Annotated in this window: 23 protein-coding genes, 1 other RNA gene and 1 pseudogene; 19 read left to right on the forward strand and 6 right to left on the reverse strand. The window is 53.5% G+C overall.

Annotated features, from left to right (window positions below; genetic code table 11):
• Positions 1–120 precede the first annotated feature (120 nt).
• The 6 genes from clpX (at position 121) to fadM (ending at position 7,584) form a co-directional block, all read left to right on the forward strand.
• A complete protein-coding gene (clpX, locus tag OGY08_RS03370; protein ID WP_003831013.1) occupies positions 121–1,395 on the forward strand; it encodes an ATP-dependent protease ATP-binding subunit ClpX in 1,275 nt (424 codons plus the stop codon).
• A gap of 184 nt (positions 1,396–1,579) precedes the next feature.
• Positions 1,580–3,934, forward strand: a complete 2,355-nt coding sequence (gene lon, locus OGY08_RS03375; protein ID WP_003831014.1) for an endopeptidase La — start codon at positions 1,580–1,582, stop codon at positions 3,932–3,934.
• Positions 3,935–4,124: 190 nt separating this feature from the next.
• Positions 4,125–4,415 (forward strand): nucleoid-associated protein HU-beta, encoded by a 291-nt coding sequence (hupB, locus tag OGY08_RS03380; protein ID WP_219352570.1) that lies wholly within the window; start codon positions 4,125–4,127, stop codon positions 4,413–4,415.
• 268 nt (positions 4,416–4,683) lie between these two features.
• Positions 4,684–6,558, forward strand: a complete 1,875-nt coding sequence (gene ppiD / locus OGY08_RS03385) for a peptidylprolyl isomerase (protein ID WP_003831016.1) — start codon at positions 4,684–4,686, stop codon at positions 6,556–6,558.
• 146 nt (positions 6,559–6,704) lie between these two features.
• Positions 6,705–7,079, forward strand: coding sequence for a helix-hairpin-helix domain-containing protein (locus OGY08_RS03390; RefSeq protein ID WP_048214790.1), 375 nt, complete (start codon positions 6,705–6,707; stop codon positions 7,077–7,079).
• A gap of 106 nt (positions 7,080–7,185) precedes the next feature.
• Positions 7,186–7,584 carry a long-chain acyl-CoA thioesterase FadM gene (gene fadM, locus OGY08_RS03395; protein WP_003021636.1) on the forward strand — a complete coding sequence of 133 codons (399 nt, stop codon included), beginning with the start codon at positions 7,186–7,188 and terminating at the stop codon, positions 7,582–7,584.
• Positions 7,585–7,689: 105 nt separating this feature from the next.
• Here fadM and queC read toward each other — a convergent pair whose 3' ends face one another.
• Both queC and OGY08_RS03405 read right to left on the reverse strand, forming a co-directional pair.
• The gene (gene queC / locus OGY08_RS03400; RefSeq protein WP_003021638.1) at positions 7,690–8,385 is read right to left on the reverse strand and encodes a 7-cyano-7-deazaguanine synthase QueC; all 696 of its coding nucleotides are present in this window, start codon (positions 8,383–8,385) and stop codon (positions 7,690–7,692) included.
• A 65-nt stretch (positions 8,386–8,450) separates the two neighbouring features.
• On the reverse strand, positions 8,451–10,151 hold the full coding sequence (locus tag OGY08_RS03405; protein WP_048214789.1) for an SgrR family transcriptional regulator: 1,701 nt from the start codon (positions 10,149–10,151) through the stop codon (positions 8,451–8,453).
• Positions 10,152–10,295: 144 nt separating this feature from the next.
• Here OGY08_RS03405 and cof point away from each other — a divergent pair, with 144 nt between their 5' ends.
• Positions 10,296–11,114, forward strand: a complete 819-nt coding sequence (cof, locus tag OGY08_RS03410; RefSeq protein WP_032942541.1) for an HMP-PP phosphatase — start codon at positions 10,296–10,298, stop codon at positions 11,112–11,114.
• Between the two features lie 50 nt (positions 11,115–11,164).
• Here the strand turns inward: cof and OGY08_RS03415 are convergent, their stop codons facing one another.
• Positions 11,165–12,220, reverse strand: a complete 1,056-nt coding sequence (locus OGY08_RS03415) for a PLP-dependent cysteine synthase family protein (RefSeq protein WP_125362848.1) — start codon at positions 12,218–12,220, stop codon at positions 11,165–11,167.
• 116 nt (positions 12,221–12,336) lie between these two features.
• On the opposite strand from OGY08_RS03415, the gene decR reads away from it, so the two are divergent.
• The 5 genes from decR to amtB all read left to right on the forward strand — a co-directional run bounded on the left by decR (position 12,337) and on the right by amtB (position 18,288).
• A complete protein-coding gene (decR, locus tag OGY08_RS03420) occupies positions 12,337–12,795 on the forward strand; it encodes a DNA-binding transcriptional regulator DecR (protein WP_003831023.1) in 459 nt (152 codons plus the stop codon).
• Between the two features lie 44 nt (positions 12,796–12,839).
• Positions 12,840–14,612: a SmdA family multidrug ABC transporter permease/ATP-binding protein gene (locus OGY08_RS03425; RefSeq protein ID WP_125362849.1), complete on the forward strand. Its 1,773-nt coding sequence runs from the start codon at positions 12,840–12,842 to the stop codon at positions 14,610–14,612.
• The gene (locus OGY08_RS03430; protein ID WP_008783952.1) at positions 14,605–16,383 is read left to right on the forward strand and encodes a SmdB family multidrug efflux ABC transporter permease/ATP-binding protein; all 1,779 of its coding nucleotides are present in this window, start codon (positions 14,605–14,607) and stop codon (positions 16,381–16,383) included. Before OGY08_RS03425 ends, OGY08_RS03430 begins: the two co-directional genes overlap by 8 nt.
• A 248-nt stretch (positions 16,384–16,631) precedes the next feature.
• A complete protein-coding gene (glnK, locus tag OGY08_RS03435; RefSeq protein WP_003021657.1) occupies positions 16,632–16,970 on the forward strand; it encodes a P-II family nitrogen regulator in 339 nt (112 codons plus the stop codon).
• 31 nt (positions 16,971–17,001) lie between these two features.
• The gene (gene amtB, locus OGY08_RS03440) at positions 17,002–18,288 is read left to right on the forward strand and encodes an ammonium transporter AmtB (RefSeq protein WP_008783954.1); all 1,287 of its coding nucleotides are present in this window, start codon (positions 17,002–17,004) and stop codon (positions 18,286–18,288) included.
• Positions 18,289–18,338: 50 nt separating this feature from the next.
• On the opposite strand, the gene tesB is transcribed toward amtB, so the two are convergent.
• A complete protein-coding gene (gene tesB, locus OGY08_RS03445; protein WP_003831027.1) occupies positions 18,339–19,199 on the reverse strand; it encodes an acyl-CoA thioesterase II in 861 nt (286 codons plus the stop codon).
• A gap of 212 nt (positions 19,200–19,411) precedes the next feature.
• Between tesB and OGY08_RS03450 the strand changes: the two genes are divergently transcribed.
• Complete coding sequence (locus OGY08_RS03450) at positions 19,412–19,981, forward strand: YbaY family lipoprotein (RefSeq protein WP_003021666.1); 570 nt, start codon at positions 19,412–19,414, stop codon at positions 19,979–19,981.
• A gap of 31 nt (positions 19,982–20,012) precedes the next feature.
• On the opposite strand, the pseudogene OGY08_RS03455 reads toward OGY08_RS03450, so the two are convergent.
• A pseudogene (locus tag OGY08_RS03455) lies at positions 20,013–20,402 on the reverse strand (MGMT family protein).
• A gap of 84 nt (positions 20,403–20,486) precedes the next feature.
• Here OGY08_RS03455 and ffs point away from each other — a divergent pair.
• The 3 genes from ffs (at position 20,487) to OGY08_RS03470 (ending at position 21,248) form a co-directional block, all read left to right on the forward strand.
• Positions 20,487–20,583: signal recognition particle sRNA small type (gene ffs / locus OGY08_RS03460), an RNA gene on the forward strand.
• A gap of 198 nt (positions 20,584–20,781) precedes the next feature.
• Entirely contained in the window at positions 20,782–21,033 is a 252-nt protein-coding gene (locus OGY08_RS03465; RefSeq protein WP_003831029.1) for a hypothetical protein, read from the forward strand.
• Positions 21,030–21,248: a hypothetical protein gene (locus tag OGY08_RS03470; protein WP_008783956.1), complete on the forward strand. Its 219-nt coding sequence runs from the start codon at positions 21,030–21,032 to the stop codon at positions 21,246–21,248. Before OGY08_RS03465 ends, OGY08_RS03470 begins: the two co-directional genes overlap by 4 nt.
• Positions 21,249–21,307: 59 nt before the next feature.
• Here OGY08_RS03470 and yczR read toward each other — a convergent pair whose 3' ends face one another.
• Positions 21,308–22,735: a MocR-like transcription factor YczR gene (gene yczR, locus OGY08_RS03475; RefSeq protein WP_125362853.1), complete on the reverse strand. Its 1,428-nt coding sequence runs from the start codon at positions 22,733–22,735 to the stop codon at positions 21,308–21,310.
• A gap of 87 nt (positions 22,736–22,822) precedes the next feature.
• On the opposite strand from yczR, the gene yczE reads away from it, so the two are divergent.
• The 3 genes from yczE (at position 22,823) to OGY08_RS03490 (ending at position 24,989) form a co-directional block, all read left to right on the forward strand.
• Positions 22,823–23,452, forward strand: coding sequence for a membrane protein YczE (yczE, locus tag OGY08_RS03480; protein ID WP_048214785.1), 630 nt, complete (start codon positions 22,823–22,825; stop codon positions 23,450–23,452).
• 64 nt (positions 23,453–23,516) lie between these two features.
• The gene (locus OGY08_RS03485; protein ID WP_048226278.1) at positions 23,517–23,870 is read left to right on the forward strand and encodes a DUF1428 domain-containing protein; all 354 of its coding nucleotides are present in this window, start codon (positions 23,517–23,519) and stop codon (positions 23,868–23,870) included.
• A 150-nt stretch (positions 23,871–24,020) separates the two neighbouring features.
• On the forward strand, positions 24,021–24,989 hold the full coding sequence (locus tag OGY08_RS03490; RefSeq protein ID WP_031942297.1) for an IS5-like element IS903B family transposase: 969 nt from the start codon (positions 24,021–24,023) through the stop codon (positions 24,987–24,989).
• The last annotated feature ends 56 nt before the right edge of the window (positions 24,990–25,045 follow it).

Raw genomic sequence — 25,045 nt, forward strand, 5'->3', positions numbered from 1 at the left:
GTGCGCAGGTGTGCCGCTATAATTACCTGGAGCGGCACAACGCTGACTAGCGTCTTGCGCCTGAGAATGGCATTTGCGTCGTCGTGTGCGGCACAAAGAACAAAGAAGAGGTTTTGACCCATGACAGATAAACGCAAAGATGGCTCGGGCAAATTGTTGTACTGCTCTTTTTGCGGCAAAAGCCAGCATGAAGTGCGTAAGCTGATTGCCGGTCCATCCGTGTATATCTGCGACGAATGTGTTGATTTATGCAACGACATCATTCGCGAAGAGATTAAGGAAGTAGCACCGCACCGTGAACGCAGTGCGCTGCCGACGCCACATGAAATTCGCAACCACCTGGACGATTACGTTATCGGTCAGGAGCAGGCGAAGAAAGTGCTGGCGGTCGCGGTATACAACCATTACAAACGTCTGCGCAATGGCGACACCAGCAATGGCGTCGAGTTGGGCAAAAGTAACATCCTGCTGATTGGCCCGACGGGTTCCGGTAAAACGCTGCTGGCTGAAACGCTGGCGCGCCTGCTGGACGTTCCGTTCACCATGGCTGATGCCACCACGCTGACCGAAGCCGGTTATGTGGGTGAAGATGTTGAAAATATTATTCAGAAGCTGTTGCAGAAGTGCGATTACGACGTGCAGAAAGCACAGCGTGGGATCGTCTATATCGATGAAATCGACAAGATTTCTCGTAAGTCTGATAACCCATCTATTACCCGTGACGTTTCCGGCGAAGGCGTACAGCAGGCGCTGTTGAAACTGATCGAAGGGACGGTTGCTGCCGTTCCGCCACAGGGTGGTCGTAAACATCCTCAGCAGGAATTCCTGCAGGTTGATACCTCCAAGATCCTGTTTATCTGCGGTGGTGCATTTGCCGGTCTGGATAAAGTCATTGCTAACCGTGTTGAAACCGGCTCCGGCATTGGTTTTGGCGCAACGGTAAAAGCACAGTCTGATAAAGCCAGCGAAGGTGAACTGCTGTCGCAGGTTGAACCGGAAGATCTGATCAAATTTGGTCTGATCCCTGAGTTCATCGGTCGTCTGCCGGTTGTGGCAACGCTGAGCGAGCTGAGCGAAGAAGCGTTGATCCAGATCCTCAAAGAGCCGAAAAATGCCCTGACCAAGCAGTACCAGGCGCTGTTCAATCTTGAAGGTGTCGATCTGGAATTCCGTGAGGAAGCGCTGGATGCGATCGCTAAGAAAGCGATGGCGCGTAAAACCGGTGCTCGTGGTCTGCGTTCTATCGTCGAAGCCGCGCTGCTCGACACCATGTACGATCTGCCTTCTATGGAAGACGTCGAAAAAGTGGTGATCGATGAGTCGGTGATTGGCGGTCAGAGCAAGCCATTGCTGATTTACGGTAAGCCGGAAGCGCAGCAGGCATCTGGCGAATAATTCATCAATTCATACAGACATTTAATTAAAAAGGGGGGATTTTATCTCCCCTTTTATTTTTCCGTAAACATGGCGTTGAATGTGTGGGAAACATCCCCATATACTGACATACATGTTAAAGGTGGTGTGAAGCACAGTCGTACCACCTGATTACCTGGCGGAAACTAAACTAAGAGAGAGCTCTATGAATCCTGAGCGTTCTGAACGCATTGAAATCCCCGTATTGCCGTTGCGCGATGTGGTGGTTTATCCGCACATGGTCATACCCTTATTTGTAGGGCGGGAAAAATCTATCCGTTGTCTGGAAGCGGCTATGGACCATGATAAAAAAATCATGCTGGTCGCACAGAAAGAAGCGTCAACGGATGAGCCGGGTGTAAACGATCTTTTCACCGTCGGGACCGTGGCCTCTATTTTGCAGATGCTGAAACTGCCTGACGGCACCGTAAAAGTGCTGGTCGAGGGGTTACAGCGTGCGCGTATTTCTGCGCTGTCTGACAACGGCGAGCATTTCTCTGCGAAAGCAGAGTACCTTGACTCGCCTGCTATTGATGAGCGCGAACAGGAAGTGCTGGTGCGTACCGCTATCAGCCAGTTCGAAGGCTATATCAAGCTGAACAAGAAAATCCCACCAGAAGTGCTGACGTCGCTGAACAGCATTGACGATCCTGCACGTCTGGCGGATACCATCGCTGCACACATGCCGCTGAAGCTAGCTGACAAGCAGTCCGTGCTGGAGATGTCCGACGTTAACGAACGTCTGGAATATCTGATGGCGATGATGGAATCTGAAATCGATCTGCTGCAGGTTGAGAAACGCATTCGCAACCGTGTGAAAAAGCAGATGGAAAAATCTCAGCGTGAGTACTATCTGAACGAGCAGATGAAAGCTATTCAGAAAGAACTCGGTGAGATGGACGATGCACCGGACGAAAACGAAGCGTTGAAGCGTAAAATCGACGCGGCGAAAATGCCGAAAGAGGCAAAAGAGAAAGCGGAAGCAGAACTGCAGAAGCTGAAAATGATGTCTCCTATGTCGGCGGAAGCGACCGTGGTGCGTGGCTACATCGACTGGATGGTACAGGTGCCGTGGAATGCGCGTAGCAAGGTCAAAAAAGACCTACGTCAGGCGCAGGAAATCCTCGATACCGACCATTATGGTCTGGAGCGCGTCAAAGATCGTATCCTTGAGTACCTCGCGGTTCAAAGCCGTGTAAATAAAATCAAGGGGCCGATCCTGTGTCTGGTTGGACCGCCGGGGGTAGGTAAAACCTCTCTGGGGCAGTCCATCGCGAAGGCAACTGGGCGTAAATACATCCGTATGGCGCTGGGCGGCGTGCGTGATGAAGCCGAAATTCGTGGTCACCGCCGGACCTATATCGGTTCTATGCCGGGTAAACTGATCCAGAAAATGGCCAAAGTGGGCGTTAAAAACCCGCTGTTCCTGCTTGATGAGATCGACAAAATGTCTTCCGACATGCGTGGCGATCCGGCTTCCGCACTGCTTGAAGTGCTGGATCCAGAGCAGAACGTGGCGTTCAGCGATCACTACCTGGAAGTGGACTACGATCTCAGCGACGTGATGTTTGTTGCGACCTCTAACTCCATGAATATTCCAGCACCGTTGCTGGATCGTATGGAAGTGATCCGTCTGTCCGGTTATACCGAAGACGAAAAGCTGAACATTGCCAAACGTCACCTGTTGCCGAAACAGATTGAGCGTAATGCGCTGAAAAAAGGTGAGCTGACGGTCGACGATAGCGCCATTGTGGGCATTATTCGTTACTACACCCGTGAAGCAGGCGTGCGTAGTCTGGAACGTGAAATCTCTAAACTGTGCCGTAAAGCGGTGAAACAGCTGCTGCTGGATAAATCGCTGAAACATATTGAGATCAATGGCGACAACCTGCACGACTATCTGGGTGTACAGCGCTTTGACTATGGCCGCGCGGACAACGAAAACCGCGTTGGTCAGGTGACGGGTCTGGCGTGGACGGAAGTGGGCGGCGATCTGCTGACTATAGAAACCGCCTGCGTACCGGGTAAAGGTAAGTTGACCTACACCGGTTCTCTGGGTGAAGTCATGCAGGAGTCGATTCAGGCTGCGCTGACCGTGGTGCGTGCGCGTGCGGAAAAACTGGGTATTAACCCGGACTTTTACGAAAAACGCGACATCCACGTTCACGTACCTGAAGGAGCTACGCCGAAAGACGGTCCAAGTGCGGGTATTGCTATGTGTACAGCGCTGGTTTCTTGTCTTACCGGTAACCCAGTTCGCGCCGACGTGGCGATGACGGGTGAGATCACCCTGCGTGGTCAGGTTCTGCCTATCGGTGGTTTGAAAGAAAAACTGCTGGCGGCACACCGTGGCGGCATTAAGACGGTCTTAATTCCCGATGAGAACAAACGTGACCTGGAAGAGATTCCGGACAACGTAATTGCCGATCTTAATATTCACCCGGTGAAACGTATTGAGGAAGTTCTGACTCTTGCGTTGCAAAATGAACCCTCTGGAATGCAGGTTGTGACGGCAAAATAGTGACCTCGCGCAAAGAGCATTAATAAAAACAGGGCTGGCAGGCCATTTCGGGCTTGCCAGCCTTTTTTTGTATAGCTAATTTAGATAACGGATTAGGCTTGCCATCATTAACGGGTGTTGTAAGGGCATGGCAGGCCTGATATAACTGCTGCGCGGTCGCACTTTGAAGGATTCAGGTGCGATATAAATTATAAAGAGGAAGAGAAGAGTGAATAAATCTCAACTGATCGACAAAATTGCTGCAGGGGCTGATATCTCTAAAGCTGCGGCTGGACGTGCGTTAGATGCAATTATTGCTTCTGTTACCGAATCTCTGAAAGAAGGTGATGACGTAGCGCTGGTAGGTTTTGGTACTTTTGCCGTTAAAGAGCGTGCTGCCCGTACTGGTCGCAACCCGCAAACAGGTAAAGAGATCACCATCGCCGCGGCTAAAGTACCGGGCTTCCGTGCAGGTAAAGCACTGAAAGACGCGGTAAACTAAGTGATTTCCCCTTTGGGGATGTGACGAAGTACAAGGGCGCATCGACTGATGTGCCTTTTTTATTTGTAATTCCGGTACTTTCTACGCGTTGTGGGCTGACAATTGCCCCTGTTTCTTGTCACAATAGACCTTTGTGCGCAGCGTTCAGGAAACGCTATGCTGCGTGAAGCATATATACTCAAAATCCTTGTTGCCGTTGTTGTCATCAACGCGGGGGCAGCAGAGAGGATAACGCGTATAGTCATCTACAGCGGAGTGTGGTTACACCATGATGGACAGCTTACGCACGGCTGCTAACAGTCTCGTGCTCAAGATTATTTTCGGTATCATTATCGTGTCGTTCATTTTGACCGGCGTGAGTGGTTACCTGATTGGCGGGGGCAATAACTTCGCCGCCAAAGTGAATGGCCAGGAGATCAGCCGCGGGCAGTTCGAGAATGCGTTCAACAGTGAACGTAACCGCATGCAGCAACAGCTGGGCGATCAATACTCCGAGCTGGCCGCGAACGAAGGTTATATGAAAACGCTGCGTCAGCAGGTGCTGAATCGTCTTGTTGACGAAGCGCTGCTGGATCAGTATTCCCGCGAGCTTAAGCTCAACATCAGCGACGATCAGGTTAAACAGGCCATTTTCGCCACGCCTGCGTTCCAGGTGGACGGCAAGTTTGATAACAACCGCTACAACGCGATTGTCAATCAAATGGGAATGACTGCAGACCAGTACGCTCAGGCATTACGTAATCAGCTTACGACACAGCAGCTGATTAACGGTGTTGCCGGTACGGACTTCATGTTGAAAGGCGAAACGGACGAACTGGCGGCGCTGGTCGCACAGCAGCGTATCGTGCGCGAGGCGACGATTGACGTTAACGCACTGGCCGCGAAGCAGTCTGTTACCGAGCAGGAAGTTGCCAGCTACTACGAGCAGAATAAAAACAACTTTATGACGCCGGAACAGTTCCGCGTGAGCTACATCAAGCTGGACGCTGCTGCAATGCAGGAGACGGCCAGCGATGCTGATATTCAGTCTTACTATGACCAGCATCAGGATCAGTTCACTCAGCCGCAGCGTAACCGCTACAGCATCATTCAGACCAAAACGGAAGATGAAGCCAAAGCGGTACTGGACGAGCTGAACAAAGGCGGTGATTTTGCTGCGCTGGCGAAAGAAAAATCTGCCGATATCATCTCTGCCCGTAAAGGCGGCGATATGGGATGGCTGGAAGATTCCACCACCCCGGATGAGCTGAAAAATGCTGGTCTGAAAGAAAAAGGCCAACTGTCTGGCGTAATTAAGTCTTCCGTTGGTTTCCTCGTTGCGCGTCTTGACGACGTACAGCCTGCGCAAGTTAAACCGCTGAGCGAAGCCCGTGACGAGATTGCGGCAAAAGTGAAGCAGGAAAAAGCGCTGGATGCGTACTATGCGCTGCAGCAGAAAGTCAGCGACGCGGCCAGCAATGATAACGAATCTCTGGCGGGTGCAGAGCAGGCTGCGGGTATGAAAGCGGTTGAAACGGGCTGGTTTAGCCGTGACAGCCTGCCGGAAGAACTGAATTTCAAACCAGTCGCTGACATCATTTTCAATGGTGGTCTGGTTGGTGAGAACGGTACGCCTGGCAGTAACTCCGATATCATCACCGTGGACGGCGATCGTGCGTTCGTGCTGCGTATTGCAGAGCACAAAGCTGAAGCTGTGAAGCCACTGGCTGAAGTGAAAGAGCAGGTAACTGCGCTCGTTAAGCACAATAAAGCAGAGCAGCAGGCGAAGCTTGATGCCGATAAACTGCTGGCGGATCTGAAAGCCGGTAAAGGTGATGAAGCGATGAAAGCGGCGGGTCTGAGCTTTGGCGAGGCGAAAACGCTGAGCCGTACGGGTCAGGATCCGCTGAGCCAGGCTGCCTTTGGTCTGAGCCTGCCGGCGAAAGACAAACCGAGCTACGGCGTCGCGAACGACATGCAGGGTAACGTTGTTCTGTTGGCGTTGGACGAGGTGAAAGCCGGTTCTATGCCTGAAGCGCAGAAGAAAGCGATGGTTCAGGGGATCACTCAGAACAACGCGCAGATTGTCTTCGAAGCGCTGATGAGCAACCTGCGTAAAGCCGCAAAAATTAAAATCGGTGATGCGCTGGAACAGCAGCAATAACCGAGGCAGTTCGCAAAAAATTGCAAAAAGTTGTATCTACCAAAGGCCGCTTTCGCGGCCTTTTCCATTTCTGATATTTGCCGTTTGTCTGCCGTTCTGCACCTCGCTATCGTGATTCCACTGTTAACAAACAAGGAGAAAACAGTATGAAACATGGAATCAAAGCTCTGCTTATCACTCTTTCATTGACCTGCGCTGGTATGGCCCAAACCGCATTGGCGGCTGAGCCTGTCGCCAAAAGCCAGGCGACTCAAACCAAAGCGGAAAACTCAGGGGCGGCACACAGCAAAGCCACACTGCCCGCTAAAGCAAGCGACGATGAAGGCACCAGGGTAAGCATCAACAGCGCTTCTGCTGAGGATTTAGCGCGAGTCATGAATGGCGTGGGTCTAAAGAAAGCGCAGGCGATTGTGAGCTATCGTGAGGAGTACGGGCCGTTTAAAACGGTGGACGATTTAAAACAGGTGCCGGGCATGGGTAGTTCGCTGGTTGAGCGTAATCTGGCAGTTTTAACACTTTAATAACTTGCAGAGCGCTGAAAGTTTGCCAGACTGTAGAGGTCATACCAGTTATGACCTCTTTACCCTAAAGTCTGTTCCTATAAAAACAACGTAAGGCTCCTGCGCTATGCAAACACAAATCAAAGTTCGTGGTTTTCATCTTGATGTCTATCAGCACGTTAACAATGCCCGCTATCTGGAGTTTCTGGAAGAGGCCCGCTGGGATGGTCTGGAAAACAGCGACAGCTTTCAGTGGATGACCGCACACAACATCGCTTTTGTGGTCGTGAATATTAATATCAACTATCGCCGTCCTGCGGTGCTGAGCGACCTGCTGACTATCACCAGTCAGGTTCAACAGTTAAATGGCAAAAGTGGTGTGTTAAATCAGACCATTACCCTGGAGCCGGAAGGGCAGGTGGTGGCTGATGCGCTGATTACGTTCGTCTGCATTGATTTGAAGACGCAAAAAGCGCTGCCGCTGGAAGGGGAGTTGCGCGAAAAACTGGAGCAGATGGTGCAGTAGTGGCTGCGACTGCCGGAAGGCGATGCTCAAGCGTCTTATCCGGCCTACAAGAGTTGCTGCAACTGCATGTAGGCCGGATACGCAAAGCGCCATCCGGCAATACAATCACTTTAACCCGGTTTTCTGTTTCATTGCCGCCATCACTGCAGGTTTATCCGCCAGATAATGGTTCAGGCCGTTGGCCCGCAGATTACACGCCGCACAGTGACCGCAACCGTCACCTTTGATGCCGTTATAGCAGGTCAGCGTTTCTTCGCGTACCAGGTCCAGCTTGCCCCAGTAATCGGCCAGTGCCCAGGTTTCGGCTTTATCGATCCACATCAGTGGGGTTTCAAAGCGAATATCTTTCGCCATCCCCAGGCTTACAGCATGGTTCAGGGCTTTAACGAACTCATCGCGACAGTCCGGATAGCCGGAGAAATCGGTCTCACAAACGCCGGTAATGACCGCCTCTGCCTGCACCTGGTACGCGTAAATTGCTGCCAGCGTTAAGAACAGAATATTGCGTCCTGGCACAAAGGTATTGGGAATGCCGTTCGCATCCGGTTCGTAATCGGGTACCGGAATGTTATCGCGGGTCAGGCTGCTGACAGCCAGTTCACTGAGCAATGTGACATCAAGTACTTTGTGCGCGCGCGCGCCAAGTTTTAAGGCCAGGTCACGTGCGACATCAATCTCAGCGCGATGGCGCTGACCATAATCAAAGGTCACGCAGTGCACTTCATCATACTGATGCAGCGCTTGCGCCAGACAAGTCGTGGAGTCCTGACCTCCACTGAATACAACAACGGCACGTTTCATGGCTTTTCCTGACAAAATAACGAAGCCCTTATGGTAGCGCCTGGGCGTGCCGTCGACCAGCTTCTTCACGCTGAAGGAGGTGGCAGCCAGGCTTCGGTAAACTCGAACCAGCCACGAGGATTCAGGCGTACGCCGTTCACGCCCGGTGGCGCGCTGATGCGATAGTGATAATTGAACAGTGGCGTCAGGGTAGCGTCATGCATTAGCGTGGCGAAAACTTGCTGTAAAGCCGCGTGGCGATCGTCCTCATCGGCCTGGATTTGAAGGGCATCCAGGGTCGTTTGCAAATGTGTGTATGCTGGCGCATTCAATACATGTGACCAGAGCTGATCGCAGCGCAACCACTGTTCGAGAGTATATTCAGGTGCCTCACCAATCAGCCTGTCGCCCATCATCAGGTCGGCCTGGGCTAAGGGATGATCGCCATCCCAGTTTTTAGCATTATGAAAAATAAGCGTTAATTCACAGCCGAGCAGCGCCAACGCCTGGCGAAGCTGTTCAGCCATAGCGTGAAGTTCTACCGGCAGATGATAAGCCAGCGTCAGCTTTTCCGGCAGCGCTACCTCGTCGAGTTCATCCCATTGCGGGATAGTCCATCCTGGGAGCAGTGCATTGCTTGGCGTGATCAGATTTTCATCCACTTCAAGCGTTTGTAGCAGGGAAGAACGGTGGATGATATTGATCAGTCTACGGGCTTGCTGCGTATTCAGGCGCGCGCTTTTTCTGAGCGTGAGATAGCAAAAACCAAGACTGATCCCGCTGCTTACCTGGCTTAGCATAGGCAACTCTTCGGGTTTACCAATCGCAATTTGCACCGGATGGCGACAGCTGGTGCCCAAATCCTGGGAGAAGAGCTGCGGGGTTATCCAGTATTCAATGGCTTTTAGCAGCGGATGACTCAGATGGTAGTGATCGTGACTCTCGATACGCACCAGCTCAGGAGTAAACAGCGTCAACCGGAACGGGCCGGTACCCACAAACGGGTGCTCAGGATGCGCCAGGTGACTGCTGTAGCTTGCCAGACGGTGCGCCAGCCAGAAGTCGGGACGATGCAGAATAAAGGTCAGACACTGGGGATGCGTCACCTCAATGCGCTTTACGCTGATAAACAGCTTATTCAGCGCGGGGAGTTCTAACAGCTTCAGCAACTGCTGATGTAGCTGTGTGCTGCTGACCGCATCGCCGTTATGCCAGTACAGGGTGGAACGAATATAGAAATCCCAGCGCAGGCCGTCAGCGGAGATATTCCAGTGGTGGGCTAAGTCTCCACAGGGACGTTGCGTAGTGCTGTCAAACCGGGTCAGGCCAGAGAAAACTTGTCCAGCGAGGTGTTGCTCCGCGCGACCGGGGAGAAAACCGGGGTGCAAGGGGTCGAGCGGGCGGTAATAGGGTATACGCAGGGTTGGCGTGTCGTTTTGCCACTGACCGCCCATAAACGGTTGTAGCAGTGTTCTCAATTCGCCCGGCGCCAACTGAGCCAGTTCCAGTACGCTAAGCTGCTCTCCCTTTTGCAGGGCCTGTTCCATCATGGTGTTGCGCAGTGAATCTGGCGTCACTAAAAACCGCAGCTGCCCGCGTTTCCCGCGCCCCGACTGGGCATGCCACTCCAGCCAGCCTGCATCCTGCGCTTGCTTTAGCAGGGTACGCACATGGCGTTCGCTACAAAAACAGCGTTCGGCCAGTTCCCCGACGGTCACCGACTGCGGTTCGCCGTTCGAGGGCAGCCACAGGCGTTGGTACTGGTTCAGGCGATTAAGCAGACGCATTGATACTTTTTCCTTCAGGATGTTCGTTAACGGTTTATGCGTAGAGAAACCCGGAACAATTCATTTTATCTATTCACTATTACTTCCGTATATCTCAGGTGATACTGGATCACAAGTTAACCGCGTCACAGTGTGGAGAAAGAAATGGCTCGTCTGGCTGCATTTGATATGGATGGCACCCTTTTGATGCCGAATCACCATTTAGGTGACGAAACGCTTTCAACGCTGTCGCGCCTGCGTGAACGCGATATTACTCTGACATTTGCCACCGGTCGCCATGTGCTTGAGATGCGCCATATTTTAGGCTCGATCTCGCTGGACGCCTTTTTGATCACGGGTAATGGCACGCGCATTCACTCACTTGAGGGCGATGTGTTACACCGTCAGGATCTGGATCCGAATGTTGCGGATATTGTGTTGCATCAGAAGTGGGACACTACCGCAAGCATGCATGTCTTTAATGACAATGGCTGGTTCACCGGACAAGAGATCCCCTCACTGCTGCAGGCTCATGTGTATAGCGGATTTCGCTACCAGATCGTCGATGTGAAACGTATTCCGGCGCATCAGGTCACCAAAGTCTGTTTCTGCGGCGATCATGACTCTCTGATCCAATTGCGCATTCAACTGAATGAAGCGCTGGGTGAACAGGCGAATCTCTGTTTTTCCGCGTTTGATTGCCTTGAGGTGCTGCCGCTGGGCTGTAATAAAGGATCGGCATTGGCGGTGTTGAGCGACTATTTAGGTTATTCAATGGCCGAGTGTATGGCGTTTGGCGATGCCATGAACGATCGCGAAATGTTAGGCAGCGTTGGGCGCGGCCTGATTATGGGTAACGCGATGCCGCAACTGATTGCTGAACTGCCTCATTTATCGGTGATTGGACATTGCCGTAATCAGGCAGTGTCACACTTTTTGACGCATTGGCTGGACAATCCACATCTACCTTATTCCCCCGAATGAGAGATCCCTTCCAGCAAGCCAGACTTCGCGTCTGGCTTTTTTTTATCCCATTAATGGGTGTTCAGTAGTCGGGCGAGCTCCGCTTTCCACGGCGTTAAATCACCGATGTGTGCATCGACCCACTGTGGGTTGTAGTAGGTTTCCAGATAGCGTTCGCCGCTGTCACACAACAGCGTCACCAGTGAGCCGCTTTCTCCGGCATCGCGCATACGGGCGGCAAGTTGCAGCGTTCCCCACATATTGGTGCCAGTTGAAGCGCCGACTTTGCGGCCCAACTGCGTTTCCAGCCAGTGTGCGGTGGCCACGCTTGCGGCATCCGGCACGCGCAGCATTTCATCGACCACGTCAGGAATGAAAGAGGGTTCTACGCGCGGACGCCCGATACCTTCAATTTTACTTCCTACCGGGCTGCGTAACGTGGCATCGCGATCCTGCCAGAAGGGCAGAAAGACCGAGTTTTCCGGGTCTACCACCATCAGTTGAGTGTCGTAGCCCTGACAGCGGATATAGCGGCCAATGGTTGCTGAGGTGCCACCGGTTCCGGCGCTCATCACAATATGGCGGGGAACGGGGTTGGGCTCGCACTGCATCTGACGAAAGATGCTGTCGGCGATATTATTATTGCCGCGCCAGTCGGTGGCGCGCTCAGCGTAAGTGAACTGGTCCATGTAATGACCGTTCAGCTCACGCGCCAGTTGCTCAGAGGCCGCATAGATTTCGCAGGCGCTTTCCACGAAATGACAGCGACCGCCGTAAAATTCAATCTGTTCAACTTTACGTTTTGCCGTACAGGAAGGCATGACGGCAATAAATGGCAACCCTAACAGTCGAGCGAAATAAGCCTCAGAGACCGCCGTTGAACCGGACGATGATTCAATGATGGTGGTGCCTTCTTTGATCCAGCCATTGCACAATCCGTACAGAAACAGTGAGCGCGCCAGACGATGCTTCAGACTCCCGGTCGGATGCGTGCTCTCATCTTTTAAATAGAGCTGAATGCCCGGGAGCGCCGGTAGCGACAGGCGAATGAGATGCGTATCCGCAGAACGCTGATAATCCGCGTTGATTTCATTGATGGCGTTTTTAACCCAGGAGCTATTCATCATTAATAGATATCCATTTGTCATTTTGTGCCCAGAATAGCGAAAAGCACGGAAAAAATTGTTGCCATTTAGCCTTTAAAATAGAATGTAAGGAGAAAATTCTTCTCTGTGGAGTGGATATGTTAGACAAAATTGACCGCAAGCTACTCGGCTTACTGCAACAGGACTGCACCCTTTCTTTGCAGGCATTAGCAGATGCCGTTAATCTGACTACCACCCCCTGCTGGAAACGTCTCAAACGACTTGAGGATGACGGTATCCTGCTGGGCAGAGTCGCCCTGTTGGATCCAGAAAAACTGGGGCTGGGACTCACCGCGTTTGTGCTGATCAAAACTCAGCATCACAGCAGCGAATGGTATTGCCGCTTTGTCACTGAAGTGACCGGAATGCCCGAGGTTCTGGGGTTCTGGCGTATGGCAGGGGAGTATGACTACCTGATGCGAGTGCAGGTTGCTGATATGAAAAGCTATGATGAATTCTATAAGCGCCTGGTGAACAGCGTACCGGGCCTGTCTGACGTCACCTCCAGCTTTGCCATGGAACAGATTAAATACACAACTGCTCTACCTATTGAATAATTCTCCCGGCGCTTATTGCCGGAAATCTTGTCAGGACATAACGCGTGCGATTATTTGCTCAATTAAGCTGGTACTTCCGCCGGGAGTGGCGTCGCTACCTCGGGGCAGTGGCCCTGCTTATCATCATCGCTATCCTTCAGCTTATTCCGCCGAAAGTGGTCGGGATCATTGTGGATGGCGTGACGACTCAACGCTTCACCACCGAGCGGCTGCTGATGTGGGTGGGGACAATTGCCCTGATTGCCGTGGTGGTTTATTTGCTGCGTTATGTCTGGCGCGTGCTGCTGTTTGGCGCATCCTACCAACTGGCGGTTGAGCTGCGGGAAGATTATTACCGTCAGTTGAGTCGCCAGCATCCAGAATTTTATCTGCGGCACCGTACGGGCGATCTGATGGCGCGGGCAACCAACGATGTCGATCGCGTCGTATTTGCCGCCGGAGAAGGGGTGCTGACGCTGGTAGATTCGCTGGTTATGGGGTGTGCGGTGCTGATCGTGATGTCAACGCAGATAAGTTGGCAACTGACGCTCATTGCGCTGCTGCCGATGCCGGTGATGGCGTTGATGATCAAACGTTACGGCGATCGACTCCATCACCGTTTTAAGCTGGCGCAGGCGGCGTTTTCCAGTCTCAACGATCGTACTCAGGAAAGCCTGACCAGTATTCGTATGATCAAGGCCTTTGGGCTGGAGGATCGGCAGTCGGCATTATTTGCCGCTGATGCTGAAGATACCGGTAAGAAAAACCTGCGTGTGGCGCGCATTGACGCCCGCTTTGATCCTACGATTTATATCGCCATTGGTATGGCTAACCTGCTGGCGATTGCCGGGGGAAGCTGGATGGTGGTTCACGGCTCGCTGACGCTCGGGCAGCTCACCAGCTTTATGATGTATCTCGGTCTGATGATTTGGCCGATGCTGGCGCTGGCCTGGATGTTTAACATCGTCGAACGCGGCAGCGCCGCGTATAGCCGAATTCGCGCCATGCTGGCAGAAGCGCCGGTAGTGGATGACGGTACTGAACCGGTGCCGGAAGGACGCGGCGAGCTGGCGGTGGTGATTCGCGAATTTTGTTACCCGCAAACCACCCACCCGGCGCTGGAAAATGTGAATTTCCAGCTCAAACCTGGACAGATGCTGGGCATCTGTGGTCCGACCGGTGCGGGAAAAAGTACGGTACTGTCGCTGATCCAGCGTCATTTTGATATCACCCAGGGCGATGTGCGCTTTCATGATATCCCATTAACGCGCTTACAGCTGGATAGCTGGCGCAGCCGACTGGCGGTTGTCAGCCAGACACCATTCCTGTTTTCCGATACCGTCGGTAATAACATCGCCTTAGGACGCCCGCAGGCCACGCAGGAAGAGATCGAGCATGTGGCGCGCCTTGCCAGCGTTCATGAGGATATTTTACGTCTTCCTCAGGGCTACGACACCGAAGTGGGCGAACGCGGGGTGATGCTGTCTGGCGGGCAAAAACAGCGTATTTCTATCGCTCGAGCGTTACTGCTGAACGCTGAAATTTTGATTCTGGATGATGCGCTGTCGGCGGTGGATGGTCGTACCGAACATCAGATCCTACATAACCTGCGCCAGTGGGGCGAAGGCAGAACCGTGATTATCAGCGCACACCGTTTATCGGCTTTGACGGAAGCCAGCGAGATTATCGTGATGCAGCATGGGCATATTGCTCAGCGCGGTGAGCATGAATCTTTAGTGCAACAGCCCGGTTGGTATCGCGACATGTACCGCTATCAGCAACTTGAAGCGGCGCTGTCTGATGCACCAGAGATAAACGAGGAGGCGGCTAATGCGTAGTTTCGGGCAATTATGGCCAACTCTGAAAAGACTGCTGGCGTATGGTTCCCCATGGCGAAAACAGCTGGCGATTGCGGTAGTCATGCTATGGGTGGCTGCGGCGGCGGAAGTCAGCGGTCCGCTGCTGATTAGCTATTTTATCGATAACATGGTGGCGAAGAACAATCTGCCATTGGCGATGGTTGCCGGGCTGGTTGCGGCCTATGTCGGTCTGCAACTGCTGGCGGCAGGTCTGCATTACGCGCAGTCATTGCTGTTTAACCAGGCGGCGGTTGGCGTAGTACAACAGTTACGCACCGACGTAATGGACGCTGCGCTGCGCCAGCCGCTCAGCGCTTTTGATACTCAGCCCGTCGGGCAGCTTATCTCACGTGTGACCAATGATACTGAAGTTATTCGCGACCTGTACGTGACGGTGGTCGCAACGGTCCTGCGCAGTGCGGCCTTAATCGGCGCGATGCTGGTGGCAATGTTCAGCCTGGAATGGCGCATGGCGCTGGTGGCAATGGCCATTTTTCCGGCCGTGCTGGTGGTGATGGTTATTTACCAACGCTACAGCACCCCGATTGTGCGTCGGGTGCGCGCTTATTTGGCGGATATTAACGATGGCTTTAACGAAGTCATAAACGGCATGAGCGTTATCCAGCAGTTCCGCCAGCAGGCAAGGTTTGGCGAGAGAATGGGCGAGGCCAGCCGCTCGCACTATATGGCGCGTATGCAAACCCTGCGACTGGATGGTTTTTTGCTGCGTCCGCTGCTGAGCCTGTTCTCGGCGCTGATCCTCTGCGGTTTGCTGATGCTGTTCAGTTTTACCTCTGGCACCTCCATCGAGGTTGGCGTGCTGTACGCGTTCATCAGCTACCTCGGCCGTTTGAACGAACCGCTGATCGAGTTGACCACCCAGCAATCAATGCTGCAGCAGGCGGTTGTCGCTGGTGAGCGAGTATTTGAACTGATGGACGGGCCTCGTCAGCGCTATGGTGAAGACGATCGCCCGCTCAAAAGCGGAGACATTGAGGTGGATAACGTTTCATTTGCCTATCGCGACGACAACCTGGTGCTGCAAAACATCAGTCTGTCCGTGCCTTCGCGCAGCTTTGTGGCTTTGGTCGGACACACAGGCAGCGGCAAAAGCACGCTGGCCAGCCTGCTGATGGGATATTACCCGCTGACGCAGGGGGAAATCCGCCTTGACGGACGTCCGTTGTCTTCTCTGAGCCACGGTGCGTTACGTCAGGGCATCGCGATGGTGCAGCAGGATCCGGTGGTGATGGCGGATACCTTCCTGGCAAACGTCACGCTGGGTCGCGATATCTCAGAAGAGCGGGTCTGGCAGGCGCTGGAGACTGTGCAACTGGCAGAACTGGCTCGGGGCTTGAGCGAGGGGATTCATACCCGGCTGGGCGAGCAGGGCAATAATCTCTCCGTTGGGCAGAAACAGCTGCTGGCGCTGGCGCGGGTATTGGTTGAAACGCCGCAGGTGCTGATCCTCGATGAAGCCACGGCCAGTATTGATTCCGGTACTGAACAGGCCATTCAGCACGCGCTGGCGGCGGTCCGTGAACACACTACGCTGGTGGTGATTGCGCATCGGTTATCGACGATTGTCGATGCGGATACCATTCTGGTGCTGCATCGCGGTCAGGCGGTTGAGCGTGGTACGCACCAGCAATTACTGGCGGCGCAAGGCCGTTACTGGCAGATGTATCAGCTGCAACTGGCGGGCGAAGAGTTAGCCGCCAGCACACAAGAGGATTCTGTTATCGCCTGACGGCGCAGTGCTTATCCGGCCACGCGGTATCGTAGGCTGGGTAAGGCGTTTACGCCGCCATCCGACAATCAACAATCTGGTGCAAAAATGTAACGCACTATGCACCGTTATAGTGCGTTTTTTCTTTTTCTCTCCCGGCAGTACCCGGCGAACCTGAATCATTCCGCGTTTTTCATTCCTGGCACACCCCTTGCAATATTCCTCTCGTGTATCTGCAGCCACTACTGAATTCTGACTGGAGGGGATCTATGAAGCTGGTTACCGTGGTAATCAAACCGTTCAAACTGGAAGACGTCCGTGAAGCACTGTCGTCTATTGGTATTCAGGGGCTGACCGTCACCGAAGTGAAGGGGTTTGGCCGACAGAAAGGTCATGCTGAGCTGTACCGTGGGGCTGAATATAGCGTCAATTTTCTGCCAAAGGTGAAGATTGATGTGGCGATTGCCGACGACCAACTGGATGGCGTGATTGATGTCATCAGTAAGGCGGCATACACCGGAAAAATTGGCGACGGCAAAATCTTCGTCGCCGAGCTGCAACGTGTGATTCGTATTCGTACCGGCGAAGCCGACGAAGCCGCACTGTAACTTCTGGCACACAGTGATAGGAAACCAAAAAATGAAGATAGCAACGATGAAAACGGGTATTGCTTCACTGGCGCTACTGCCGGGACTGGCAATGGCGGCACCGGCGGTTGCGGATAAAGCAGATAACGCTTTTATGATGATCTGTACCGCGCTGGTGCTGTTTATGACTATCCCTGGCATTGCGTTGTTCTACGGCGGTTTGATTCGCGGTAAGAACGTGCTGTCGATGCTGACTCAGGTGACGGTGACATTCGCTCTGGTTTGTATTCTATGGGTGGTTTATGGCTACTCACTGGCCTTTGGCGAAGGGAATAATTTCTTCGGCAACTTCAATTGGGTATTGCTGAAGAACATCGCGCTGACGGCGGTCACGGGGAGCTTCTACCAGTACATTCACGTTGCTTTTCAGGGATCTTTTGCCTGCATCACCGTTGGGCTGATTGTCGGGGCGTTGGCTGAGCGTATTCGTTTCTCTGCGGTGCTGATTTTTGTGGTGGTGTGGTTAACGCTGTCGTACATCCCCATTGCACATATGGTTTGGGGCGGCGGATTGCTGGCTTCTCACGGCGCACTGGATTTTGCGGGCGGGACGGTCGTGCACATCAACGCAGCGATTGCCGGTCTGGTTGGCGCGTATCTGATTGGCAAACGCGTCGGTTTTGGCAAAGAAGCCTTTAAACCGCATAACCTGCCGATGGTCTTCACCGGTACCGCTATTCTCTACATTGGTTGGTTTGGCTTTAACGCCGGTTCAGCGGGAACGGCGAATGAAATTGCCGCACTGGCCTTCGTCAATACCGTGGTCGCCACCGCCGCCGCCATCCTCGGATGGATCTTCGGTGAATGGGCGCTGCGTGGCAAACCGTCTCTGCTGGGCGCCTGTTCTGGTGCTATTGCGGGTCTGGTGGGCGTAACACCTGCATGTGGCTACATCGGTGTCGGCGGGGCGCTGATTATCGGTGTCGTTGCGGGGCTGGCTGGCCTGTGGGGTGTGACTATGCTGAAGCGTTTTCTGCGCGTGGACGATCCGTGTGACGTGTTTGGCGTACACGGCGTGTGCGGTATTGTTGGCTGCATCCTGACCGGGGTTTTCGCTGCCAGCTCTCTGGGCGGCGTGGGATTTGCTGAGGGCGTTACTATGGGGCATCAGCTGCTGGTGCAACTGGAAAGCGTGGCGATAACCATTGTCTGGTCCGGCGTGGTGGCCTTCATTGGCTATAAGCTGGCGGATATGACGGTGGGTCTGCGCGTACCGGAAGAGCAGGAACGCGAAGGTCTGGATGTGAACAGTCACGGCGAGAACGCTTACAACGCTTGATGTTTCAATCTGCCGGATGGCAACGCTTTTGCGCCACCATCCGGTAATTCTTAATTGCGATTACGCATTACCCCTTCCTGCACGGTAGAGGCTACCAGCACGCCGTCCTGTGTATAAAACTCCCCGCGTACAAAACCTCTGGCACCGGAGGCAGAAGTACTCTCGACGTTATACAACAGCCACTCATTAATATTGAACGGACGGTGGAACCACATTGAATGGTCAATGGTGGCGATCTGAATCCCTTTTTCCAGAAAACCAATCCCGTACGGCTGCAGCGCTACAGGCAGGAAGTTCAGGTCTGAGGCATAACCCAGCAGATATTGATGGACGCGCAGATCGTCCTGCAGCTCGCCGTTTGCACGGATCCATACCTGGCGCGCCGGAGGTGCGACGTGACCTTTTAAGGGGTTATGAAATTCAACCGGGCGCACTTCCAACGGACGATCGTTGATAAATTTTTCTTTCAACAGCGGCGGCAGTAAATGCGCCACTGAGCGGGCAATTTCTGTTTCTGATTTCAGCTCATCGGGACCCGGCGCATCCGGCATGGTTTTCTGATGTTCAAATCCGTCTTCCGGTGCCTGGAAAGAGGCGGTCATGTAAAAAATGGGTTTACCATTCTGAATTGCGGCAACGCGGCGCGCGCTGAAGCTGTTACCATCACGCAAGACTTCAACATCATAGATGATGGGCTTTTGGCTATCGCCGGGGCGTAAAAAGTAGCTGTGGAAGGAGTGCACCAGACGCTCTTCCGGTACGGTTTCTTTGGCGGCATACAGCGCCTGACCGACAACCTGTCCCCCAAAAACCTGACGTAACCCTAAGTCTTCACTTTGGCCCCGAAAGAGTCCTTCTTCAATTTTTTCCAGATTTAACAATGTCAGCAAATTTTTCAGCGCCAGACTCATACGTGCTCTCCAGGTTATATCGATCTCGCAGCGAGGTAGGCAGAGTATAACGCAATTTTGAAAGTGGTCCGATGGGTGCAATTGTCTGAATTAAAGGCCTATTACAGGCAAACACAGCTGTCTTGTGCCACACTTAGTCACGTTATGTTTTTGTTAACCACTCTTCTGGCGAGGAAAGTTCTCGCTGGTGCATAGATGATAAGGAGAATTTAATGAAACTCGTGCACATGGTAAGTGGTTTAGCGGTTGCGGTCGCTCTGGCGGCCTGTGCTGATAAAAGTGCAGATATTCAGACACCTGCGCCAAGCCCTAATACGTCAATTGCTGACACACAGTCTAAAATTCAACAGCCAAATGTTTCTGGTACGGTATGGATCCGCCAGAAAGTGGCCTTGCCACCCGATGCGGTGCTGACCGTCACGCTGTCAGATGCGTCGCTGGCCGATGCACCGTCAAAAGTGCTGTCGCAAAAAGCGGTCCGTACTGAAGGTAAGCAGGCGCCATTCAGCTTTGTATTACCATTTAACCCGGCAGATATTCAGCCTAACGCCCGTATTCTGCTGAGTGCGGCAATTACGGTTAATGACAAACTGGTCTTTATTACTGATACCGTTCAGACTGTCATTAATCAGGGTGGTACGAAAGCTGACCTGACGCTGGTCCCTGTACAGCAAACAGCAGTACCGGTTCAGGCAAGCGGTGGGGCAGCCACCACGGTGCCGTCAACGTCACCAACCCAGGTGAATCCTTCTTCTGCCGTTCCTGCTCCCACGCAGTACTAAGGCAGTCGTAACCCTCTCCGCCTGGAGAGGGTTAGTACACCCAGCGATAGCGCTGTAAATCTATCTGCCCGCTTCCTGAAACCACTATTCCTTCTGCCAGCAACGCCTGACGCTGCCGTTGTAAGTCGGGGCCGGTCAGCGAAATGGCACCATGACGATTAACCACCCGATGCCAGGGCAAAGTGCTGCCTTCGGGGAGACGCTTAAGCACCCCGCCGACCTGGCGCGCAGCGCGCGGCGAACCGGCAAGCCTGGCAACATCGCCATACGTGGTGACGAAACCTTCGGGGATTGACGCGACGATTTGCCAGACGCGTTGGGGGAAAGTGTCTTGTATATCCATTATTTATTCCTGCGCTAATCCTCCAGCATAATGCCGAATGGCGAGGGAGTGAAGCCGCATTGCACAAGAAAACAGCATCCGATGCTGGATGGGTTGCAATTACAGGGTGCAGCAGTGATAATGCGCCTGCGCGTTGGTTAACAACGCTCTCAATGGGGGCTCTGTTGGTTCTCCCGCAACACTACTCTGTTTACCAGGTCAGGTCCGGAAGGAAGCAGCCAAGGCAGATGACGTGTGTGCCGGGATGTAGCTGGCAGGGCCCCCACCCAATTCTGCCGTCCGGCAATTTCCCTTCTTCTTATCTTCTTTTCTTTGTCATCGTATTGTCATTTTATTGTCATCAAATGCTGTCAATGTGTTTCGGGGATGTTATTTGTTGCTTTTGCCGCCGCCATCGCGCTGTAACGACAGGGTCTTACATCCGGTGTGTTTTGGCTGACCACAAGGATTTTCTACGATGTCGACCGCTGTATTGAATGTCAAAATTGATGAGGCGCTAAAAGAAAAGCTTCGCCATTACGCTGAAGTGCATAACGAAAATTTAAGTGTTGCGACGGAAAAACTGCTGCTGATTGCGTTTACCGCCGTTGAAGAGGCGGGAGTCTCCGCTGAGGATATCGATAGCCAGCATACGGAAGAGTCCGTAGTTGAAGCACTGACTCCTAAAGAAATCAAAGCATTGCGCAGACTACTGAAGAAGAAAAAATGAAACAACAACCGCTCTCAACCGCCAGTAATTACGGCGAAGCTTGTGATTTACTACGCTCCGGTTATGTGAAACATGTCCGCCTGAGCTGGAATGTCGGCAGCGACGAGTTCTTCCGTATTGCCTCCGACTGGTGTGATGCTGGGGCAAAAATTAAGAAAGACGGTGAAAATTTCGTGATTTCACTGAAGGGTTTTCCGGTTCCCCCTCAGCGGTAATATCACCGGGACTCTCTCATCCATCCCGGCTTATAAGGGCGAGTCCTTTGACTCGTCGCTTAGATTATTTTGCGTACTTTCCCGCTGCTGGCCTGCAAACGCAGGTTATCCCAAATGGGTTGTAACACCCTGAAGGCGGCACGCGCTGTGTCATCCGGCAACGTGAAAGGCATACGCAAAAAACGATCGAATGCGCCATCAAGCCCAAACCGCGTACCGGTTCCTAATTGAATGCCTACGCTTTCGGCGCGCGTAGCGAATAGCGTTGCCAGCGTATCGGGCAGTTCAACCCAAAAAGAGAGTCCTCCCTGTGGCTGGGTAAACTGCCACTCCGGGAAATGTGCGTTCATCAGGCTCGAGCACAGATCGCGCTGCGATGTGAGTAGCCGTCTTCTGTCAGGAAGAAAGTCGGCGGCGTTATCCAGCAGCCAACTGGTGGCGAGTTGTTCAAGCACGGGGGAGCCTAAATCGAACGTGTCGCGGGTTTGTACCAGCGCCGCAATGGTTCGCGCCGACGCCCGGATCCAGCCCAGACGTAATCCCCCCCAAAAGCTTTTCCCGGCCGAACCCAACAGAATGATCGGCGCGTCGCGATTGAATGTGGCAAGCGGCGGCGGCGGCGGGGCGTCATACCACAGGTTCACCATCGTCTCATCGACCACCAGGGTAGTGCGGGTTCGTTCGGCAATATCCGCCACGACCTGGCGAGTTGCAGCGTCCATGCAACGCCCGGTCGGATTGTGAAAGTCCGGCATCAGGTAGGCCATTCTCGGTGCGGTTTGCGCGATGGTGGCGACCAGACCCGCGGTATCCCAACCGTGCTCGGGTAGCGACACGCCGACGGGACGACAGGATGCGCCTTGAATCGCGGCAATCGCCAGCGGATAAGTGGGGTGATCGACCACCACGCGATCGCCGGGGCCGGTGAGCAAACGCAGGATCAGCGCCAGGCCGCTGACTGCACCATTCACGACCATGATTTCATCGGGCTGCGTCGGGAGCCCGCGATCGCAATAATGCTGAGCGATGGACTCACGCAATACCGACAGCCCCTGCGGCAAATACCCGGAGCTCAGCAAATGCTGTGGCATAGCAAACAGCGCCTGCTGGTAAGCCTGATGAATTTCGGGACCGGCACTTAGCGCCGCCGTGGACAAATCAAGCGCTGTGCCGGTGCTGGTCCGGGTTGGCACATGGCGAATATGTTCCGGCAGGATCACCCGTGAGCCGCTACCATGACGGCTTTCCAGATATCCCTCTTCACGCAGTTGCGCCATAGCGCTGGCGACGGTAGTTCGACTTACTTGCAGGACGACGGCGAGCTCGCGTTCACCCGGTAAGCGGCTATCCAGCGCCAGCCGACCATCGAGAATAAGCAGACGTAACGCTTCTGCCAGCTGTCGCCAGATGGGCGTTCGCGAGGGGCTTTCCAGCCAGTGTCCGAGCAGGCGTTGCAAAGACTGACTTCCGTAACGGCGAGATGACATAGCAGTCCACTTTTTGAAAACTGGACATTAATCATAGTGCCAATTGCGGTGAAGATGAAAGTTATCTGAGAGTGAGAGGGGAAAAGCATGCTGCGTCGTTTGCTTCAGCTGTTTATCGGGCTGACACTGTACGGTGTATCGACGGCGATGTTTGTCCGTGCTGATTTAGGGGCCGATCCGTGGAACGTGTTTCACCTGGGTGTAGCCAATTTATTGTCGATGAATATCGGCGTGGTGATTATTGCCGTGGGCGTGTTGGTGTTGCTGGCGTGGATACCGCTGCGCCAGCGTCCAGGCTTTGGCACGCTGAGCAACGTGATTATGATCGGGCTGGCGGCAGATGCCGCGCTGCTGGTGATTCCTGGATTTGAATCTCTGCTGGCGCGCAGTGGGCTGCTGGTGTCAGCGGTAATATTGAATGCGTTAGCAACCAGCCTGTACATTGGCGCAGGTTTTGGCGCCGGTCCGCGTGATGGTCTGATGACCGGTATCCACGCGCGTACCGGCTGGCCAGTACGACGAATTCGAACCGCAATCGAAGTGTCGGTGCTGCTTATCGGTTGGCTGCTGGGGGGAACCGTGGGCGTTGGTACGGTGCTGTATGCCTTGGCTATCGGACCGTTGATTCAGCTTTGCCTGCCGTGGTTTCGGCATCAGCCGCAGTCACGAACGCGTATCAGGAATGCACCTGGGGCGCGATCGCCTACTGGCGACTAAACTTAACCTCGACTGACGCGGCCGGAATCGGCTTGCCGCGCAGTACACTTCGGAGGTTTTTCTCATGAAGTATGTTGATGGCTTTGTGGTTGCCGTACCCGCTGAAAACAAGGAGGCGTACATTGCGATGGCGGCAAAAGCAGCTCCGCTTTTCAAGGAGTTCGGTGCATTGCGCATAGTGGAGTGCTGGGCAGATGATGTCCCCGACGGCAAACTGACCGATTTTCGCATGGCAGTGAAAGCACAGGAGCATGAAGAAGTGGTATTCAGCTGGATTGAATACCCTTCCAAAGAGGTCCGCGATGCGGCGAATCAGAAGATGATGTCCGATCCCCGTATGAAGGAGTTCGGTGAATCTATGCCATTTGACGGCAAGCGAATGATCTACGGTGGATTTGCGCCCATTATGGAAGAGTGATGTGACTGGCTGTGCGGCGTGCCGCCAGCCATCTCAACATCAACAGCAATGTTAAAGCCGTTTTTCTGCCCACAGAATAAATTCCGCCTTCGGCAGCGCTTTGCTGTAAAGCCAGCCCGGCTTTGTTGAATAAATCGAACTTTTGCTGAGTTGAAGGATCAGATCACGCATCTTCCCGACAACGCAGACCGTTCCGTGGCAAAGCAAAAGTTCAAAATCACCAACTGGCCCACCTACAATAAAGCCCTCATCAACCGTGGCTCCATAACTTTCTGGCTGGATGATGAAGCTATTCAGGCCTGGTATGAGTCAGCAACACCTTCTTCACGAGGCAGACCTCAGCGCTATTCTGACCTTGCCATCACGACTGTGCTGGTCATTAAACGCGTATTCAGGCTGACCCTGCGCGCTGCGCAGGGCTTTATTGATTCCATTTTTTCTCTGATGAACGTTCCGCTACGCTGCCCGGATTACAGCTGTGTCAGCAGGCGGGCAAAGTCGGTTAATGTCAGTTTCAAAACGTCCACCCGGGGTGAAATCGCACACCTGGTAATTGATTCCACCGGGCTGAAGGTCTTCGGTGAAGGCGAGTGGAAAGTCAAAAAGCATGGCCAGGAACGCCGCCGTATCTGGCGTAAGCTGCATCTCGCCGTTGACAGTAAAACACATGAAATCATCTGCGCTGACCTGTCGCTGAACAATGTTACGGACTCAGAGGCCTTCCCCGGGTTAATCCGGCAAACCCACCGGAAAATCAGGTCAGCCGCCGCCGATGGCGCTTACGATACCCGGCTATGTCACGATGAACTGCGGCGTAAGAAAATCAGCGCGCTTATCCCTCCCCGAAAAGGTGCGGGTTACTGGCCCGGTGAATATGCAGACCGTAACCGTGCAGTGGCTAATCAGCGAATGACCGGGAGTAATGCGCGGTGGAAATGGACAACAGATTACAACCGTCGCTCGATAGCGGAAACGGCGATGTACCGGGTAAAACAGCTGTTCGGGGGTTCACTGACGCTGCGTGACTACGATGGTCAGGTTGCGGAGGCTATGGCCCTGGTACGAGCGCTGAACAAAATGACGAAAGCAGGTATGCCTGAAAGCGTGCGTATTGCCTGAAAACACAACCCGCTACGGGGGAGACTTACCCGAAATCTGATTTATTCAACAAAGCC

It is taken from the genome of Citrobacter sp. Cpo069, assembly GCF_030332785.1.
Taxonomy (GTDB): domain Bacteria; phylum Pseudomonadota; class Gammaproteobacteria; order Enterobacterales; family Enterobacteriaceae; genus Citrobacter; species Citrobacter portucalensis.

What these genes read in the sequence shown, in the direction of transcription:
- cof (WP_032942541.1), top strand. Translation starts at nt 10,296, where the DNA reads ATGGCTCGTCTGGCTGCATTTGATATGGATGGCACCCTTTTGATGCCG.
- decR (WP_003831023.1), top strand. Translation starts at nt 12,337, where the DNA reads ATGTTAGACAAAATTGACCGCAAGCTACTCGGCTTACTGCAACAGGAC.
- OGY08_RS03430 (WP_008783952.1), top strand. Translation starts at nt 14,605, where the DNA reads ATGCGTAGTTTCGGGCAATTATGGCCAACTCTGAAAAGACTGCTGGCG.
- ppiD (WP_003831016.1), top strand. Translation starts at nt 4,684, where the DNA reads ATGATGGACAGCTTACGCACGGCTGCTAACAGTCTCGTGCTCAAGATT.
- OGY08_RS03390 (WP_048214790.1), top strand. Translation starts at nt 6,705, where the DNA reads ATGAAACATGGAATCAAAGCTCTGCTTATCACTCTTTCATTGACCTGC.
- lon (WP_003831014.1), top strand. Translation starts at nt 1,580, where the DNA reads ATGAATCCTGAGCGTTCTGAACGCATTGAAATCCCCGTATTGCCGTTG.
- fadM (WP_003021636.1), top strand. Translation starts at nt 7,186, where the DNA reads ATGCAAACACAAATCAAAGTTCGTGGTTTTCATCTTGATGTCTATCAG.
- glnK (WP_003021657.1), top strand. Translation starts at nt 16,632, where the DNA reads ATGAAGCTGGTTACCGTGGTAATCAAACCGTTCAAACTGGAAGACGTC.
- OGY08_RS03415 (WP_125362848.1), bottom strand. Translation starts at nt 12,220, where the DNA reads ATGATGAATAGCTCCTGGGTTAAAAACGCCATCAATGAAATCAACGCG.
- yczR (WP_125362853.1), bottom strand. Translation starts at nt 22,735, where the DNA reads ATGTCATCTCGCCGTTACGGAAGTCAGTCTTTGCAACGCCTGCTCGGA.
- OGY08_RS03465 (WP_003831029.1), top strand. Translation starts at nt 20,782, where the DNA reads ATGTCGACCGCTGTATTGAATGTCAAAATTGATGAGGCGCTAAAAGAA.
- amtB (WP_008783954.1), top strand. Translation starts at nt 17,002, where the DNA reads ATGAAGATAGCAACGATGAAAACGGGTATTGCTTCACTGGCGCTACTG.
- OGY08_RS03450 (WP_003021666.1), top strand. Translation starts at nt 19,412, where the DNA reads ATGAAACTCGTGCACATGGTAAGTGGTTTAGCGGTTGCGGTCGCTCTG.
- tesB (WP_003831027.1), bottom strand. Translation starts at nt 19,199, where the DNA reads ATGAGTCTGGCGCTGAAAAATTTGCTGACATTGTTAAATCTGGAAAAA.
- OGY08_RS03470 (WP_008783956.1), top strand. Translation starts at nt 21,030, where the DNA reads ATGAAACAACAACCGCTCTCAACCGCCAGTAATTACGGCGAAGCTTGT.
- yczE (WP_048214785.1), top strand. Translation starts at nt 22,823, where the DNA reads ATGCTGCGTCGTTTGCTTCAGCTGTTTATCGGGCTGACACTGTACGGT.
- OGY08_RS03405 (WP_048214789.1), bottom strand. Translation starts at nt 10,151, where the DNA reads ATGCGTCTGCTTAATCGCCTGAACCAGTACCAACGCCTGTGGCTGCCC.
- clpX (WP_003831013.1), top strand. Translation starts at nt 121, where the DNA reads ATGACAGATAAACGCAAAGATGGCTCGGGCAAATTGTTGTACTGCTCT.
- queC (WP_003021638.1), bottom strand. Translation starts at nt 8,385, where the DNA reads ATGAAACGTGCCGTTGTTGTATTCAGTGGAGGTCAGGACTCCACGACT.
- OGY08_RS03485 (WP_048226278.1), top strand. Translation starts at nt 23,517, where the DNA reads ATGAAGTATGTTGATGGCTTTGTGGTTGCCGTACCCGCTGAAAACAAG.